The following is a 15,593-nucleotide window of genomic DNA, read 5'->3' on the forward strand; positions in this document are numbered from 1 at the left end:
TGGGGTTGAGCCGTCGCACCCACCAGCTTAACGGTCGTTCGGCTCGCCCCGCCGCCACGGCACCGGAACGCGCAGCGGGCACCATCGGCCGGTCCCCCGCTGTCAGCGTCCACGCCGACGTCGGTGCGGTGTGCCAGGCTGTGGGCATGCCAGCCCCGCTCATGCTCGTGGACGCGCCCAGCCTCTACTTCCGGGCATACTTCGGCATTCCGGAGTCGGCCGCCGTCGGTCCCGAGGGCCAACCGGTCAACGCCGTCCGCGGCTTCCTCGACATGCTGGCGAGCCTGGTCCGTACCCGCCGGCCGGGCCGGATGGTGTGCGCGATGGACCACGACTGGCGACCCCAGTGGCGGGTGACCCTCCTGCCCTCGTACAAGGCGCACCGGGTGGCGCCGGAGGGGGGTGAGGTGGTCCCCGACACGCTGAGTCCGCAGGTCCCGGTGATCCTCGACGTGCTCGACGCGCTCGGCATCACCACCGTCGGCGCCACCGGCTACGAGGCCGACGACGTGCTCGGCACCCTCTCGGTCACCCAGCCGGGCCCGGTCGAGGTGGTCTCCGGTGACCGCGACCTGTTCCAGCTGGTCGATGACGCTCGTGGGGTGCGGCTGCTCTACATCGGGCGGGGGGTGGCGAAGCTGGCAGACTGCGACGACGCTGCGGTCCAGGCCCGATACGGGGTGCCCGCCGCCCGCTACGCCGACTTCGCTGCGCTGCGCGGTGACCCCAGCGACGGCCTGCCGGGGGTGCCCGGCGTCGGCGAGAAGACCGCGGCCCGGCTCGTTGACCGACACGGCGACATCGCTGGTGTGCTCGCCGCTCTGGACGATCCGGACGCCGGTTTCGCGCCGGGGCTCCGGACGAAACTCATCGCCGCGCGGGACTACCTGGCCGTCGCTCCGGCGGTGGTCCGGGTCGCCCTCGATGTGCCGCTACCCGCCCTGCCCACCGACCTGCCAGCCGCACCGGCCGACCCCGATCGGCTGCTCGACCTCGCCGAGCGGTGGAACCTCGCCAGCGCCGTCCGGCGCCTGGTTGACGCCCTGGCCCACCGCGCCGACTGACCGCCGCCGCCCTCCCGGCACCGCGCACGCGGTGCCGGGACCGCTGCGGTGCCAGACGAGACGTACGCCGTCAGGCGGTGGCCTGATAGGAGAGCACCCCGCGGTTCACCGCGACAATGGCCTGCCGCGCGGTGCTGCGCAGCTCGGCCGAGGCACCGCCGGATTCGGCCAGCTGACCGAGCAGGTCAACCACCTGCCGGGCCCAGCGGACGAAGTCGCCAGCCGGCATCTCGCCGTCGATGTGGCCGCTGACGAGGACCTTCGCGAGAGGCTCCCCGCGGGCCCAACGGTAGACCGGCCAGGCGAAGCCGAGATCCGGCTCCCGCGTCACAGTCAGCCCCTGTGCCGCCTCGTCGGCCTCGATCTCCCCCCACAGCTTCAACGTCTCGTCAACCGCCGTCGCCACCGCACCACGCGGCAGCGAGGCGCGCTCGTCAACGTCCCGGCGGGCCTCGAAGACCACCACCGACACCGCCGCCGCCAACTCGGCCGGGCTGAGCCCATTCCACACGCCACGACGCAGGCACTCGGCGACCAGCAGGTCCGCCTCTGTCCAGATCCGGCTCAACATCCGACCGGCGTCGGTGACGCCCCCGTCAACGGCAAGGTAGCCACGGGCCGTCAGCAGCGCCACGATCCGGTCGAAGGTGCGGGCCAGGGAACCCGTTCGGCCGGCCACCCGCTGCCGCAGCTCCGCGGTGTCCTTCTCCAGCCGGCGGCGACGCTCCGCCCAGCGGGCGTGCTCCTCCCGTTCCGGGCAGGCGTGGCACGGGTGACGGCGCAGCTCGGCGCGGAGCTGCACGAGCCGGTCGTCCTCCCCAGCACCGCGCCGCGACCGGCCGCCCCGCCGGCTGCCGTGCCGGTTCAACCCGGTGCCGTTGACCGCGGCGGCCAGGTCCCGGCGCGCGGCCGGGGAGCGGTGGTTGAAGTGTTTGGGCACCCGAATCCGGGTGAGCACCTCCGCCGGGGTGGTGAAGTCACCCGGGCCCACCCGGCCCGCCCAGCGGTCCTGGGTCAGCACCAGCGGACGGGGCTCCCCGAAGCCGGCGGCCGCCGGGTCCAGCACCACCGCAAGGCCAGCTCGCCGGCCGGACGGCACCCGGATCACGTCGCCGACCCGCAGCCGCTCCAGCGAGACGACCGCCGCCGCCTTGCGCTGGCTCTGCCCCTGCCGGGCCAGCTCCCGCTCCCGGTCGGCGATCGCCACCCGGAGCGCGAAGTAGGCGTCGAAGTCACCGTGCTGGCAGGCTGCCTCCGCGCCGTACGCCTGGACCGTCTCGGTGTTGCGCTGGACCTGCCGCGCCAGCCCGACCACCGACCGGTCCGCCTGGAACTGCGCGAACGAGGACTCCAGCAACGCCCGGGCCGGCTCCGCGCCCACGCTGCCGACCAGGTTGACGGCCATGTTGTACGACGGCCGGAAACTCGACCGCAGCGGGTACGTACGGGTGGATGCCAGACCGGCCACGTGCCGCGGGTCGGTCTCCGGGGACCAGACCACCACGGCGTGCCCCTCCACGTCGATGCCGCGGCGACCGGCGCGGCCGGTGAGCTGCGTGTACTCGCCGGGCGTCAGGTCCACGTGCGCCTCGCCGTTGTACTTGACCAGGCGTTCCAACACCACGCAGCGGGCCGGCATGTTGATGCCCAGCGCGAGGGTCTCGGTGGCAAACACCGCCTTCACCAGCCCGCGGACGAACAGCTCCTCGACGACCTCCTTGAACGCCGGCAGCATGCCGGCATGGTGTGCGGCGAGACCCCGCTCCAACCCGTCCAGCCAGTCCCAGTAGCCGAGCACCGACAGGTCCTCGCCGGGGATTGTGGTGATCCGGCTCTCCACCACCCGACGGATCTCGGCCCGCTCTTCCGGGCCGGTAAGCCGCAGCCCGGCGGCGAGACACTGCTGCACCGCCGCGTCGCAGCCGGCGCGGCTGAAGACAAACAGGATCGCCGGCAGCAACCCTTCCCGGTCGAGCCGGTCAACGATGTCCGGGCGCATCGGCCCCCGCCAGCGCGGCCCACGCCGACCTCCCGGGCCGCCACCGCGCCCCTCCCCCAACTCGAGGCGGCGCAGCGTGTCCCGGGTATAGCGCAGCAACTCCGGATGCACATCGTGCTTGCGCGCGGCGTCGGCGTCGTGGAACAGGTCGAACATCCGCCGGCCAACCAGCATGTGTTGCCACAACGGCACCGGCCGGTGCTCACTGACCACGACCTCGGTCTCGCCACGCACGGTGACCAGCCAGTCGGCAAACTCCTCCGCGTTGGACACCGTCGCCGACAGCGACACCAGCGTGACCGAGGCGGGCAGGTGAATGATCACCTCCTCCCACACGCCACCGCGGAACCGGTCGGCGAGGTAGTGCACCTCATCCATCACCACGTACGCCAGCCCCTGCAGCGTCGCGGAGCCGGCGTAGAGCATGTTGCGCAGTACCTCGGTGGTCATCACCACCACCGGAGCATCACCGTTGATCGCGTTGTCACCGGTGAGCAGCCCAACCTGGTCGGCGCCGTGCCGGTCAACGAGATCGTGGTACTTCTGATTTGACAACGCCTTGATCGGGGTGGTGTAGAAGCACTTGCGGCGCCCCGCGTCGGCCGAGGTCCCACCCCGCAGCGCCAGGTGGACGGCGAACTCGCCGACGACCGTCTTGCCGGCGCCGGTGGGGGCGCAGACCAGGACCCCGCTGCCGCGCTCCAACGCCTGGCACGCCTCCCGCTGGAAGTCGTCGAGGTCGACACCGAGGTCGAGGGCGAACTCGTCCAACGCCGGGGACAGGGGGGCCTGTGCGGCCCGGCGGCGTGCCGCGGCGTACCGCTCGGCGGGACTCGACATGGGACCAAGATTAGTGCGTGCCGCGCCGGGACGCCCCACGAGGCCGTCCCATCCGCAGCCGTCCGGGGCGGTCGGTAGGGTGCACGGCGTGCCGGACCGTACCGAACCCGCCCCGACAACCGCCCCGGGTCGTGCTGTTACCCCGACGGCATCCCGCCGGCCCGTGGAAGCGGTGCTCTTCGACTTCCACGGCACGCTCGCGCAGGTGGAGGAGGCCACCGCCTGGGTGACCGCGGCGGCTGCCGCCTGTGGCACCACGCTGGACCGGATCCGCGCCACCGCCCTCGCCGACCGGCTCCTCACCGCCGGCCGGGCCGGGGGGCCGCTGCCCCAACGGGTCCCGCCCGCGCTGGCCGAACTCTGGGCCGACCGGGACCTCTACCCGCATGCGCATCGCGGCGCGTACACCGGACTCGCGGCGACGATCGACGCCGGAATCGAGGGGCTCGCCGACGCGCTCTACGAACGGTTGCTGGTGCCCCAGGGATGGGTGCCGTACCCGGACACCGCCCCCACCCTGGCCGCGCTGCGCGCCGCCGGGGTGCGGGTGGGTGTGGTCAGCAACATCGGCTTCGACATCCGGCCGCTCTTTGCCGCCTGGGGACTCGCCGACCTGGTGGACGGGTACGTGCTGTCGTACGAGGTGGGGCGCTGCAAGCCCGACCCGGGCATCTTCCTGCACGCCTGCGGGACGCTGGCCGTTGACCCGGAACGGGTGCTCATGGTCGGGGACACCCCCGCCGACGCGGGCGCGGTGGCGGCCGGCTGCGCGGTGCTGGTGCTCCCGCCCGGCGAGGCGGGCCGGCCCAACGGGCTCGGCGCGGTGCTGGACCTGGCCGTGCCGGGCTGAGCTCGCTGAGCCGAGCTGACCGGGCAGCTCGACGCGGTGTTGGACCTCGGGCCGGGCTGACCGGTGATCAGCGCAGCAGCCGCACCGCCGCCGGGGCCGCGGTGATCGTCATCGGCAGTTCGGCCAGCGGCTCCCCGTCGGCGTAACCGGTGATGCCCGCGGCGGTCACCTCCACCGTCCGCGCCCGGAAGCTACACACCAACGGGTGGTCAACGTGCGTCCCCGGATAGATGCGGCGTTTGATCCGCAGCAGCGTCCGCCGGTTGAACCGCCCGCCGACCACGACGTCGAGCAGCCCGTCGGTCGGGTCCGCGGCGGGGCAGATCCGCATCCCACCGCCGTAGCGGGCGCAGTTGCCGACCGCCACCAGCACGGCGTCCAGCTCGTGGGTCACGCCATCCAGGCGCAACGTGTAACGGCGGGGCCGCAGCCGGGCCAGCTCCACCAGGATCGCCAGGTCATAGCGGCGCGGGCCACGGGGCCACCGCATCCGGTTGGCCCGCTCATTGATGATCGCGTCAATGCCGGCGGCGAGCACCGCCCCGTACCACCGCTGCGTGCCGTCGGCCGCAGTGGTGTGGGCCAGGTCGATCGGATGGGAGCAGCCGTGCCGCAGCGCGGCGGCGATCGCGTCGGCCGCGGCGAGGGGGTCGGCCGGGAAGCCGGTGTCACCGGCGAAGTCGTTCCCGGTCCCCGCCGGCACCACCGCGAACGGCACTGAAGTGCCCGCCACCGCCTGTAGCGCCAGGTGCGCGGTGCCGTCACCGCCGACCGCGACCAGCGCCGCCGCGCCGTCGGCCACCGCCACGCGACAGGCCGCCTCGGCCTGCGCCGGAGTCCGCGCCGCAAGCACCCGCACCGGGTGCCCGCCGGCCGCCAGCCGGTGCACCACAGTGGGCAGCAGCCCGCGGTGGCGCCCCCGGCTGGCACTCGGGTTGGCCAGGACGGCGACCGGACGACCGGTACCGGTAAAATCGACTGCGGTCACGGCGTGCACCGTACCGGGACGGGAGCGGGACCGCACCCCCACCCGGCACCGCCGGCGGGCAGGCGCAGCAGTGTCAGGTCATGTCGTCGTAGCGGCGCTCGACCGGCGCGGGCTTGGCGACCGGCTCCGGCTCCGCGATCGACTCCGGCGCTCCCACCGGGGCGCTCGCCTCGACCGGGTCACTCCCCTCCGCCAGCGGCGACGCCTCGTCGTCGGCGAGGCCGGCGTAGCTCTCCTTACCGCGGCCCCGACGCTTGTCGTTGAGGAACGCGACACCGACGGCCGCGAAGTAGAGGGCGCACAGGCACAACGCCAACGCGGTCATTCCAAACGGGTCGGGCGTTGGCGTGACCACCGCCGCGAAGGCGAAGAACACGAACACCGCCACCCGCCACCAGCCCAGCAACCGCTTCGCGCTGGCAACGCCGACGAAGTTGAGCATCAACACGATCAGCGGGAACTCGAACGCCACCCCGAACAGCAGGATCAGGTTGGTGACGAACGAGATGTACCGGGTGATGTCGAGGGTGGTATTGATCTCGGGGCCGGAGACCTGCAGCAGGAACTCCAGGCCCTTGGAGGTCACGAAGTACGCCAGCACCGTGCCGGCGGCGAACAGCGGCGCCGCGAGCGCGGTGAAGGCGTACGCGTAGCGCCGCTCGTGCTTGTGTAGGCCGGGGGCGATGAAGGCCCACAGCTGGTACAGCCAGACCGGCGCGGCGAGGATCAGCCCCACCCACAGACCGATCTTGAGGTTGAGCAGGAACAGGTCAGCGGGACCGAGCTGCACGAAGTCGCAGGCGCCGTCGGTGGTCTGCGCCTGGGGAAGCTCGCAGTAGGGCCGCTGCAGGATGCCGCGCACCGGCCCGGCGAGCCAGAGGCCGACGCCGAAGCCGATCAGGATCGCCAGCGACGCCTTGAACAGCCGGTTACGCAGCTCGCGGACGTGCTCGACCAGCGTCATCGAGCCTTCCGAGGCCCGTTGGAAGCTACTCGGGCCGCGTTTACGCAGGGCGAAGGCCACGGTGGTCGGGCCCCTCGATCAGCTGTCGCGGGTGCGCTGCACCGGGTCAACGACCGGCTGCTGCTGCGGCGGGGCCGGGTAGGGCGGCTGCTGGGGATACGGCTGCCCCTGCTGAACCTGCGGCGGCAACGGCTGGTAGCCCGCCTGGGCATCGGCCTTCTCGGCCAGGTCACGGTCGTCGTCGTGCAGGCTCTTCGTCTCGGCCTTGATGATCCGCAGCGAACGGCCCAGCGAGCGGGCCGCGTCAGGGAGCCGCTTCGCGCCGAAGAGCAGGATCAGCACGACCACGAGTACGGCGATGTGCCACGGCCTTAGGGCACCCATGGGAAGCTCCGGTCTCTCGGTGTCGGGCAGGTGGTGTCGCAGCCATCGTACGTGCGTCCGGCGGCGTTGCCATCCGGTGGGCGCTACGGGACCGTTCCAGCCGGGTGAAATCTCGGCCAATCGCGGATGTCCCCGGCAGGCCGCTTCGCCCCGGCCCGGGCCGCCGTGGGTGGGTGACGGTTGGCTACCGGCGGCGGGACCGAACTGCGGCGGCCCACTGCTGGGTGGTCGCCAGCCGTTCCTGCAACCCTTCGGCCCGCGCCTGCAGCGCCGCCGCGGTCGTCTGGAGCGCCGCAGCCTCGTCCGCGTGGCGTTGCAACGCCACCGCCGCCCGACGCAGCCGACGCAGCCGGTTCAACACCGGCCGCACGGCCAGCCCGAGCAGCACGAAGGGGAGCACCACCAGCGCGACCACGATCCACACCACGGCGCTCAGCCTACCGGCCCGCGTCGCCGCCAGGTATGCCCGCCGCGCCCGGCGGCGGCGTGGCGTACGCCGCCAGGGCTGCGGTCGCCGCGGCATGCACCTGTGCGGCCAGCTCCGCCGGCGCCACCACGGTGACCTCCGGTCCCAGGCCCAACACGAAGCGGCGGGCCCAGCCCAGGTCGGTGACCCGGAGCGAGACCAACCACTCGCCATCACCCGGCTCGACCCGCTCACACGGGTAGTACTCGGTGATCCACCGCTCGCTCCGACCGATTCGCAGGGTGACCAGCGGCAGATCCGCCGTGGGCCGGAAGACACCGCCGGTGACGTCGTGCGGCACCGCCTGCGCCGGCACCCGCGCCGGCTCGTCCAACCGGGTCACCGCGTCGATCCGGTCCACCCGGAACATCCGCATCCCCTCCGCCCGGCGGCACCAGGCCTCCACGTACGCCCGGCCGCCGATGACGAGCATTCGCAGGGGGTCAACGGTCCGCTCGATCGTCTCGTCCCGGCCCACCGAGTAGTAGGTGATCCGCAACGCCCGGCCGCTCTCCACCGCCGCCCGCAGCTCCGCCACCCGGTGGTTGTCCGCCGGCAGCCGTACCGCGACCGGGGCACCCAACCGGTCACCCGCGGCATTTTCGATCTTGACCAGGGCCCGCTCCACCGCCTCCCGGTTGGCCACCCCCGGCGTCTCCGCCAGCATGCGCAGCGCCACGACCAGCGCGAGGGCCTCGTCGGGAGTCAGTCGTAACGGCCGATCGATGCCAGCGTCGTAGGTGATCGTCACCCGGTCGCCGTCGAAGGCCATGTCGATCAGATCCCCAGGGCCGTAGCCCGGCAGCCCGCACACCCAGAGCAGCTCCAGATCCTCCCGCAGCTGCCGCTCGGTCACCCCCAGGTCACCCGCCGCCTCGGCGATCTCGATGCCGGGCCGGGCCAACAGGAAGGGCACCAGGTTGAGCAGCCGCGCCAACCGGTCCGCGGAGGTACGGGATCCGGGCCGAACAAACCGGGTCACCGGGCACCCCCGACACCGACGTCGTGGCGCGCGACGGTCTCCTTGAGTCGCTGGATGACCGCCTCCCGCACCTCCGGTGGATCGAGCACCCGCACGTCCGGGCCGTATCCGACGAGCTGACCGGCGAGCGCCTCCGGATCCGCGTACGGCAGGACGAGCTGGTCACCGGTGGAGCCCGAGGTCGTCTCCGCCGCCCATCGGCGCAACCCGGCAGCCCGGTTGGGCGCGACGAGCACTCGGGCGCGGCCGGTGCGCTCCGCCGGATCTGACGAGCGAGCGACATAGCTGATCAGGTCCACCTCGGCCGGCGGCTCGTACGCCCCCAACGGGCCCACTGTCCGAACCGCCCCCACCACCCGGGAGAGACGGAAGCAGCGGGCCGCGGACCGATCCAGGTCGTGTCCCACCACATACCACCGGCCCCGCCAGCAGACCACCCCCCATGGCTGCAGCCGACGGGCAGAGGGCTCGTCCCGGTCCGGGACCCGGTAGTCGAAGGCCACCTCGCGGCGGTCCCGGGCCGCGGCGGTCAGCGGCGCGAAGGCCGGATCCACGCTCACCATCGGCTCCAGCCCGAGCGTGGCCTGTGGGTCCACGTCGACGCCGGCAGCGCGCAGCTTCGCCAACCCGGACGACGCGGCGGCGGCCAGCCCAGCATGCTGCCACAGCCGGGCGGCGATACCGACCGCCGCGGCCTCGTCCGGCTCGAGCGGGATCTCGGGCAGCGCATACTGCCGGCGGGCGATGCGATAGCCCGGCTCGACGTCGAAGGCGCTGGCCGTCCCGGTCTCCAGCGGGACGCCGAGCTCACGCAGCTCGGCCTTGTCCCGCTCAAACTTGCGTTGGAACGCCTCGTGGGCCCGCATGTCGTGCGGATCATGCTCGTAGCCGGGCACAGTCGCGGCGATCTGCACGGCGGTCAGGAACCGTCGCGTGGACAGGAGACAGATCACCAGATTGACCAGGCGTTCGGTACGGGTCCGCGACACGGTACGACGCTAGCAGCCAATGCCGGCGAACAAATGTACCTATCAAGCCCGCGCGTCTCGCCCCCCGGTTGGTCACCGGACCGGCCCGGCCGGACCGTCGCGCCGCCCGATGGCACCCCGGACGCCGGACCCGCCCGGCCCGACCGCTAGCGTCGCGCGCATGGTGCGATGGCGGTCGGGAACGGTAACGGCGGTCCGGCGGGAGTGGAGCGGCGCGGTCGAGTTGGCCGTCACGCTCGCCGACGACTCGACGATGCGCGCGCTCGCCTACCCCGAACTGGTTGGTCAACCACGCGTCGGCGACCGGGTGCTACTCAACGCTGGCGCGTTGCTGATGGGCCTCGGCACCGGCGGCTACGCCCTGGTCGTGGCCCTGCCGGACCGGCTGCCACCGGATCCGCCCGCACCGGCGGAGAGTCGCGCCGGGGGCCACCTGGTCAAAGCCCGCTACACCCCGTTGCAGCCGATCCTGCTCGGCGTCGACGAGGAGGCGTCCCCGCACCGAGCGGCCCTGGCCGACGCCGACGACCTGGACGGCCTGCCCGTGGTCACCGCCGACCTGCACTCCGCCCTCCCGGCGGTGCTCGCCGGGATCCGCGCCGACGCACCCGACGCACGGGTGGCGTACCTGCTCACTGATGGCGGCGCGCTGCCAGCCTGGTTCTCCCGCACCCTCGCCGGGCTCCGCGGGCACCTCGCCGGCACCATCAGCGTGGGGCAGGCGTTCGGCGGCGATCTGGAGGCAAGCACCCTGCACTCCGGCCTGCTCGCCGCACGGCATGTGCTCCACGCCGACCTGGCCATCGTCGCCCAGGGACCCGGCAACCTCGGCACCGGCACCCGCTGGGGCTTCTCCGGGGTGGCGGTCGGCGAGGCGGTCAACGCGATCGCCGCGTTGGGTGGGCGGCCGGTCGGTTCCCTGCGCATCTCCGCCGCGGATCCCCGCCCCCGACACCACGGCGTCTCCCACCACAGCCTGACCGCGTACGGCCGGGTAGCCCTGGCCCCCGCCGAGTTGGTCGTGCCCGACCAACTCGACCCGGCGCTGGCCACTGCGGTCGAGACGGCCCTGGCCCCGCTCACCGCCCGGCACCAGGTGCGCCGGGTGCCGGTAGCCGGCCTCGACGCCGCGCTACGGTCCAGCCCAGTAGCGCTGTCGACGATGGGTCGCGGCCTGGATGCCGACCACGCCTACTTCCTCGCCGCCGCGGCGGCGGGACGGCACGCCGCGCGGCTCGCCGGCTGACCTCCGTTCAGGCCATGATCACCAGGATGGCCCAGGCCACCACAATCGCGGCCAGGGCGAGCGCCAGCACCCAGGTGGGCACCGTGTACTCTCCGCGACGGTTTCGCTCGATCTCGGCACGAATCTTCTGGCGGCGGCGCTCGGTCCAGCTCAGCTTCTGGGAGCCGGAACCGCCCGGTTGACTTGACATCATGGCGTGGCCAGCCTACCCGGCGACCGCCGGGTAGGCCCACCCGCGCCCGGCGCGCTCACATGCTGGCGATCAGCCGCTCCACCCGCTCGTCGTACGCCCGGAAGGGGTCCTTGCACAACACCGTGCGCTGCGCCTGGTCGTTGAGCTTCAGGTGCACCCAGTCGACGGTGAAATCCCGCCGCTTCTCCTGGGCATGCCGGATGAACTCGCCCCGCAGCCGGGCCCGAGTGGTCTGCGGCGGCGTCTCCTTCGCCTCGAAGATCTCCGGGTCGGTAGCCGCCCGGTCCACCTGGCCGCGCCGCTCCAGCAGGCCGTACAGGCCCCGGCCACGACGGAGGTCGTGGTAGGCGAGATCCATCTGCGCCACCCGCGGATGCGACAACGGCAACTCATGCTTGCGCTGATAACGCTCGATCAGTCGCAGCTTGGTCACCCAGTCGATCTCCCGGGCCACCGGCTCCAGATCACCGGTCTCCACCGCCCGCAGTACCCGACCCCAGAGCTCCACCACCCGCTTCGCCGTCTGATCGCCGCCGCGCCGCTCGACGAACTCCGTGGCCTTCGCCAGATACTCCTGCTGGACCTCCAGCGCGCTGATCTCCTTTCCGGAAGCCAGCCGCACCTTCCGCCGTCCGGTGATGTCGTGCGACACCTCGCGGATCGCCCGGATCGGGTTCTCCAGCGTCAGGTCCCGCATCACCACCCCGGACTCGATCATCCGGAGCACAATGTCCGCGGCACCCACCTTCAGCAGGGTGGTGACCTCGTTCATGTTCGAGTCGCCGACGATCACGTGCAGCCGGCGGTACCGCTCAGCGTCCGCGTGCGGCTCGTCCCGGGTGTTGATGATCGGCCGGCTCCGGGTGGTCGCCGACGAGACCCCCTCCCAGATGTGCTCGGCCCGCTGCGACAGGCAGTAGACGGCCCCCCGTGGCGTCTGGAGGACCTTCCCCGCGCCACAGATCAACTGTCGGGTGACCAGGAACGGGATCAACACATCCGCCAGCCGGCCGAACTCACCATGTCGGGAGACGAGGTAGTTCTCATGGCAACCGTACGAGTTTCCCGCCGAGTCGGTGTTGTTCTTGAACAGGTAGATCTCGCCGGCGATGCCCTCATCGTGCAGCCGCTTCTCCGCATCGACGAGCAGCCCCTCCAGGATCCGCTCGCCAGCGCGGTCGTGCGTCACCAGGTCCGCCACCGAGTCGCACTCCGGCGTCGCATACTCCGGGTGCGAGCCGACGTCCAGATACAGCCGGGCACCGTTGCGCAGGAAGACATTGCTCGACCGGCCCCACGACACCACCCGCCGGAACAGGTACCGCGCGACCTCGTCGGGGGACAGCCGACGCTGCCCACGGTAGGTGCAGGTGACGCCGTACTCGGTCTCGATGCCGAAGATTCGCCGCTCCATGATGCGACACTAGCCGCACAAGGCGACATCTGGGCAGTGCTCACCGCACCCGTCCCCGACCGCCCAGCGCCGAATGCGACCCGCACCGCCCCTGCCCCACGGTACGGTGCAAGCCGTGAAAGTCCTCGTCACCGGCGGGGCCGGCTTCATCGGCTCGGCGTATGTGCGCCGGCTGCTCCAGGGCACCGAATCCGTCCTGCGGCCAGACCGGGTATCCGTGCTTGACTCATTGACGTACGCCGGCACCGAAGGCAGTCTCGACCCGGTCCGCGACGACCCCCGCCTGCGCGTCGTCCACGGCGACGTCTGCGACGTGGAGCTGGTGGACGCCACCGTCGCCGGACACGATGTCATCGTCCACTTCGCCGCCGAATCCCACGTGGACCGCTCCATCACCTCCGCCGCCCCGTTCGTCGGCACCAACGTGGGCGGCACCGGCGTCCTGCTCGACGCCGCGCTGCGGCACCGCGTTGAGCGGCTTCTCCACGTCTCCACCGACGAGGTGTACGGCTCTATCAACCAGGGCTCGTGGGTCCCCTCCGCGCCGCTGAATCCCAGCTCGCCGTACTCGGCCAGCAAGGCCGCCGCCGACCTGCTCACCCTCTCCTACCACCGCACCCACGGACTCGACGTGGTCATCACCCGGGGCACCAACACCTACGGCCCCTACCAGCACCCCGAGAAGCTGATCCCCCGCTTCGTCACCAACCTGATCGACGGGCACACCCTGCCGCTGTACGGCGACGGCGGCGACATCCGAAACTGGCTACACGTGGACGACCACTGTCACGGGATAGCGCTCGCGCAACGGAACGGCCGTGCTGGGGGGATCTACCACCTCGGCAGCGATACCGCCCGGACCAACCGGGACCTGACCGGCTTACTCCTCGCCGCGTTCGGCGCCGGTTGGGACCGGGTAACACCGGTGGCGGACCGAAAGGGCCACGACCGGCGGTACGCCCTCGACACCACCGCAACCCAGCGCGATCTCGGCTGGGAACCCACCGTCGACTTCGATCAGGGTCTGGCCGCCACCGTCGACTGGTACCGGGAGAACCGGGCCTGGTGGGAGCCGCTGATCAAGGCCTGAGCGGCCGAGATCAGTGGCTCTCTCGGGCCTAGGAATCGGGGCGTTCCGCTCCATCAGCCGATTCAGTCGAGTCGGCCGCGTCGGCCGGCGCCGTCGAGGCATCCGCCGATGCGGCCGCGGTCTCCCCGTCGTCGAGCAGGGCGGTCAACGCCGCACCGGTAACCCGCCGGAAGGTCCGGCCGACCCGGTCGCGGTCCAGGATGGCGACCTCCAGCTGGTCGGCCGCGATCGTGCGCGCAGCCCCACCCTCACCGCCGACGCTGCCCAGGGCCTGCACCGCCACCTTGACCGCGTCGCCCAACGACATGTCCGGACGGTGGTGCGACTTCAGCACTCCAGCGATCGCCTCGGCCTGACCGCCCATCGCCATTCGGCCGGGCTCATCGTTGACCGACCCGTCGTAGGTCAACCGGTAGAGCTCGTCGTCCTCCGCTGTTGCGCCGACCTGCGCGACGCAGATCTCCACCTCGAACGGCTTGGACTGCTCGGTGAAGATCGCTCCAAGCGTCTGCGCGAACGCGTTGGCGAGCGCCCGCCCGGTCACGTCCCGCCGGTCGTAGCTCAGACCGTTCAGGTCAGCCATCCGCACACCCGCACGTCGCAGGTTTTCGAACTCGTTGTACCGGCCCACGGCGGCAAAGCCGATCCGGTCGTAGATCTCACCAACCTTGTGCAGGGCGCTGGAGAGATTCTCCGCGACGAAGAGCACCCCGCCGGCGTAACTCAGGACCACCGCGCTGCGCCCGCGGGCGATGCCCTTGCGGGCCAGCTCGGAGCGGTCGCGCATGATCTGCTCGGGCGAGGCGTAGAACTGCATGGCCACGACAGAAGTTCTCCTTACGGCGCTGTGCTGGTCGCTGGGGTCGGGTAGGGGGCTCAGCCGCCCGGATTCTCCATCCGGGCAGCGACCACACTTTCGGCGATCGCCGCCGTCTCCGCCTCGGTGAATCGATGCGTGCCCTCCGCCGTAGCGGACATCACCACCGGATAGATCCGCCGGGTCAGGTCCGGCCCACCGGTCGCGGTGTCGTCGTCGGCCGCGTCGTAGAGAGCCTCCACGGCCAGGCGTACCGCCTCGTCAACGGAGAGCCCGAACCGGAACCGCTTCTTCAGCGCCGACTTGGCGAACAAGGAGCCAGAGCCGACCGCGTCGTAACCGGTCTCCTCGTAGGGACCGCCGGTCACGTCGAAGCTGAAAATCCGACCAGCCTTCGCCGGGTCCGTCGCGGCCAGGTCGAACCCGGCGAAGAGCGGGACCACAGCGAGCCCCTGCATCGCCGCGCCGAGATTGCCCCGAACCATCGCGGCCAACCGGTTGGCCTTACCGTCGAGCGAGAGCATCGCGCCCTCGATCTTCTCGTAGTGCTCCAGCTCGACCCGGAAGAGTCGGATCAGCTCGATCCCGATTCCGGCAGCACCCGCCATGCCCACGAGGGAATATGCGTCCGCCGGATACACCTTCTCGATGTCCCGCTGGGCGATCAGGTTGCCCATGGTGGCGCGGCGGTCGCCCGCCAACACGACTCCACCGGCAGCGGCGATGGCGACGATGGTGGTGGCGTGCGGCGTCAGGTCCGTGGCCATCCCGGGCGGCAGCGGCCGTCGTCCGGGCAGCAGCTCCGGCGCCGCCTTGCTCAGGAACGCGGAGAAGGAGGACGTCCCGGCGTTGGTGAACAGATCCGGAAGACGCCCGGATGGGTCGAAAGCCGCTGCCACGTGGTTCCTCTCAGGTACGTGATCGTCCTGGTCGGTCTGCCCGGACTTCTCCGGAACCAGCCAGGACCACCGTTGCGGTTGAAGCAGGGTATCCCGCACCCCTTCTGGCGCGGTGATCGTGTCCAGGTGATGGCGAATCGGCCCCGACGCCTATTCGCCGCCCTTCTGCACGTAGCCCCGGACGAATTCCTCGGCGTTCTCCTCAAGAACGGAGTCGATCTCGTCGAGGAGGTCGTCCACGTCCTCGGTGATCTCGGCGTGTCGCTCGGCGGCTTCCGCGCTCGCCTCCGTCGTGACGTCCTCGGTCTCCTCGCTCTGCTGGGACCGGCCGGTCTGCGCCTGCCCACCGCTGTCACGGGTCGCCATGGCTACCTCCTCCACGATCGTCTGCGACGAACTTACCTCGCG

The 15,593-nt window shown here is 71.7% G+C and carries 16 protein-coding genes; 4 read left to right on the forward strand and 12 right to left on the reverse strand.

Annotation, left to right across the window (positions count from 1 at the left end; genetic code table 11):
- The first annotated feature begins 146 nt into the window (after positions 1-146).
- Positions 147-1,064: a 5'-3' exonuclease gene (locus tag SALPAC6_RS0124405; protein WP_018255926.1), complete on the forward strand. Its 918-nt coding sequence runs from the start codon at positions 147-149 to the stop codon at positions 1,062-1,064.
- Between the two features lie 70 nt (positions 1,065-1,134).
- Here SALPAC6_RS0124405 and SALPAC6_RS0124410 read toward each other — a convergent pair whose 3' ends face one another.
- Positions 1,135-3,903, reverse strand: coding sequence for a DEAD/DEAH box helicase (locus SALPAC6_RS0124410; RefSeq protein ID WP_018255927.1), 2,769 nt, complete (start codon positions 3,901-3,903; stop codon positions 1,135-1,137).
- A gap of 88 nt (positions 3,904-3,991) precedes the next feature.
- Here SALPAC6_RS0124410 and SALPAC6_RS0124415 point away from each other — a divergent pair, with 88 nt between their 5' ends.
- Positions 3,992-4,753 carry an HAD family hydrolase gene (locus SALPAC6_RS0124415; protein WP_026190040.1) on the forward strand — a complete coding sequence of 254 codons (762 nt, stop codon included), beginning with the start codon at positions 3,992-3,994 and terminating at the stop codon, positions 4,751-4,753.
- A gap of 67 nt (positions 4,754-4,820) precedes the next feature.
- Here the strand turns inward: SALPAC6_RS0124415 and SALPAC6_RS0124420 are convergent, their stop codons facing one another.
- The 6 genes from SALPAC6_RS0124420 to SALPAC6_RS0124445 form a co-directional block, all read right to left on the reverse strand.
- Positions 4,821-5,741, reverse strand: coding sequence for a diacylglycerol kinase family protein (locus SALPAC6_RS0124420; protein WP_026190041.1), 921 nt, complete (start codon positions 5,739-5,741; stop codon positions 4,821-4,823).
- A gap of 73 nt (positions 5,742-5,814) precedes the next feature.
- Positions 5,815-6,765: a twin-arginine translocase subunit TatC gene (tatC, locus tag SALPAC6_RS0124425; RefSeq protein ID WP_026190042.1), complete on the reverse strand. Its 951-nt coding sequence runs from the start codon at positions 6,763-6,765 to the stop codon at positions 5,815-5,817.
- A gap of 18 nt (positions 6,766-6,783) precedes the next feature.
- Complete coding sequence (tatA, locus tag SALPAC6_RS0124430; protein ID WP_018255931.1) at positions 6,784-7,089, reverse strand: Sec-independent protein translocase subunit TatA; 306 nt, start codon at positions 7,087-7,089, stop codon at positions 6,784-6,786.
- 184 nt (positions 7,090-7,273) lie between these two features.
- Positions 7,274-7,516 carry a hypothetical protein gene (locus SALPAC6_RS0124435; protein ID WP_018255932.1) on the reverse strand — a complete coding sequence of 81 codons (243 nt, stop codon included), beginning with the start codon at positions 7,514-7,516 and terminating at the stop codon, positions 7,274-7,276.
- 10 nt (positions 7,517-7,526) lie between these two features.
- The gene (locus tag SALPAC6_RS0124440) at positions 7,527-8,537 is read right to left on the reverse strand and encodes a helix-turn-helix transcriptional regulator (RefSeq protein WP_018255933.1); all 1,011 of its coding nucleotides are present in this window, start codon (positions 8,535-8,537) and stop codon (positions 7,527-7,529) included.
- The gene (locus tag SALPAC6_RS0124445) at positions 8,534-9,526 is read right to left on the reverse strand and encodes a helix-turn-helix transcriptional regulator (RefSeq protein WP_018255934.1); all 993 of its coding nucleotides are present in this window, start codon (positions 9,524-9,526) and stop codon (positions 8,534-8,536) included. Before SALPAC6_RS0124445 ends, SALPAC6_RS0124440 begins: the two co-directional genes overlap by 4 nt.
- A gap of 160 nt (positions 9,527-9,686) precedes the next feature.
- On the opposite strand from SALPAC6_RS0124445, the gene SALPAC6_RS0124450 reads away from it, so the two are divergent.
- Positions 9,687-10,772 carry a DUF3866 family protein gene (locus SALPAC6_RS0124450; protein WP_018255935.1) on the forward strand — a complete coding sequence of 362 codons (1,086 nt, stop codon included), beginning with the start codon at positions 9,687-9,689 and terminating at the stop codon, positions 10,770-10,772.
- A 7-nt stretch (positions 10,773-10,779) separates the two neighbouring features.
- On the opposite strand, the gene SALPAC6_RS0124455 is transcribed toward SALPAC6_RS0124450, so the two are convergent.
- The gene (locus SALPAC6_RS0124455; protein ID WP_018255936.1) at positions 10,780-10,965 is read right to left on the reverse strand and encodes a hypothetical protein; all 186 of its coding nucleotides are present in this window, start codon (positions 10,963-10,965) and stop codon (positions 10,780-10,782) included.
- Positions 10,966-11,020: 55 nt separating this feature from the next.
- Positions 11,021-12,379: a Pup--protein ligase gene (pafA, locus tag SALPAC6_RS0124460; protein ID WP_018255937.1), complete on the reverse strand. Its 1,359-nt coding sequence runs from the start codon at positions 12,377-12,379 to the stop codon at positions 11,021-11,023.
- A gap of 115 nt (positions 12,380-12,494) precedes the next feature.
- Here pafA and rfbB point away from each other — a divergent pair, with 115 nt between their 5' ends.
- Positions 12,495-13,469: a dTDP-glucose 4,6-dehydratase gene (rfbB, locus tag SALPAC6_RS0124465; protein ID WP_018255938.1), complete on the forward strand. Its 975-nt coding sequence runs from the start codon at positions 12,495-12,497 to the stop codon at positions 13,467-13,469.
- A 28-nt stretch (positions 13,470-13,497) separates the two neighbouring features.
- On the opposite strand, the gene prcA is transcribed toward rfbB, so the two are convergent.
- The 3 genes from prcA to SALPAC6_RS0124480 all read right to left on the reverse strand — a co-directional run bounded on the left by prcA (position 13,498) and on the right by SALPAC6_RS0124480 (position 15,551).
- Positions 13,498-14,292: a proteasome subunit alpha gene (gene prcA, locus SALPAC6_RS0124470; protein WP_018255939.1), complete on the reverse strand. Its 795-nt coding sequence runs from the start codon at positions 14,290-14,292 to the stop codon at positions 13,498-13,500.
- A gap of 53 nt (positions 14,293-14,345) precedes the next feature.
- Positions 14,346-15,185, reverse strand: a complete 840-nt coding sequence (prcB, locus tag SALPAC6_RS0124475) for a proteasome subunit beta (protein WP_026190043.1) — start codon at positions 15,183-15,185, stop codon at positions 14,346-14,348.
- Positions 15,186-15,335: 150 nt separating this feature from the next.
- The gene (locus tag SALPAC6_RS0124480; protein ID WP_018255941.1) at positions 15,336-15,551 is read right to left on the reverse strand and encodes a ubiquitin-like protein Pup; all 216 of its coding nucleotides are present in this window, start codon (positions 15,549-15,551) and stop codon (positions 15,336-15,338) included.
- Positions 15,552-15,593 lie beyond the last annotated feature (42 nt).

Origin of the sequence: Salinispora mooreana (assembly GCF_000379065.1) — a bacterium.
GTDB lineage: Bacteria > Actinomycetota > Actinomycetes > Mycobacteriales > Micromonosporaceae > Micromonospora > Micromonospora mooreana.

Bases quoted from the DNA above. Each gene is read 5' to 3' on its own strand.
- SALPAC6_RS0124405 (WP_018255926.1), top strand. From the start codon at position 147: ATGCCAGCCCCGCTCATGCTCGTGGACGCGCCCAGCCTCTACTTCCGG.
- SALPAC6_RS0124410 (WP_018255927.1), bottom strand. From the start codon at position 3,903: ATGTCGAGTCCCGCCGAGCGGTACGCCGCGGCACGCCGCCGGGCCGCA.
- tatA (WP_018255931.1), bottom strand. From the start codon at position 7,089: ATGGGTGCCCTAAGGCCGTGGCACATCGCCGTACTCGTGGTCGTGCTG.
- SALPAC6_RS0124450 (WP_018255935.1), top strand. From the start codon at position 9,687: ATGGTGCGATGGCGGTCGGGAACGGTAACGGCGGTCCGGCGGGAGTGG.
- SALPAC6_RS0124455 (WP_018255936.1), bottom strand. From the start codon at position 10,965: ATGATGTCAAGTCAACCGGGCGGTTCCGGCTCCCAGAAGCTGAGCTGG.
- pafA (WP_018255937.1), bottom strand. From the start codon at position 12,379: ATGGAGCGGCGAATCTTCGGCATCGAGACCGAGTACGGCGTCACCTGC.
- SALPAC6_RS0124480 (WP_018255941.1), bottom strand. From the start codon at position 15,551: ATGGCGACCCGTGACAGCGGTGGGCAGGCGCAGACCGGCCGGTCCCAG.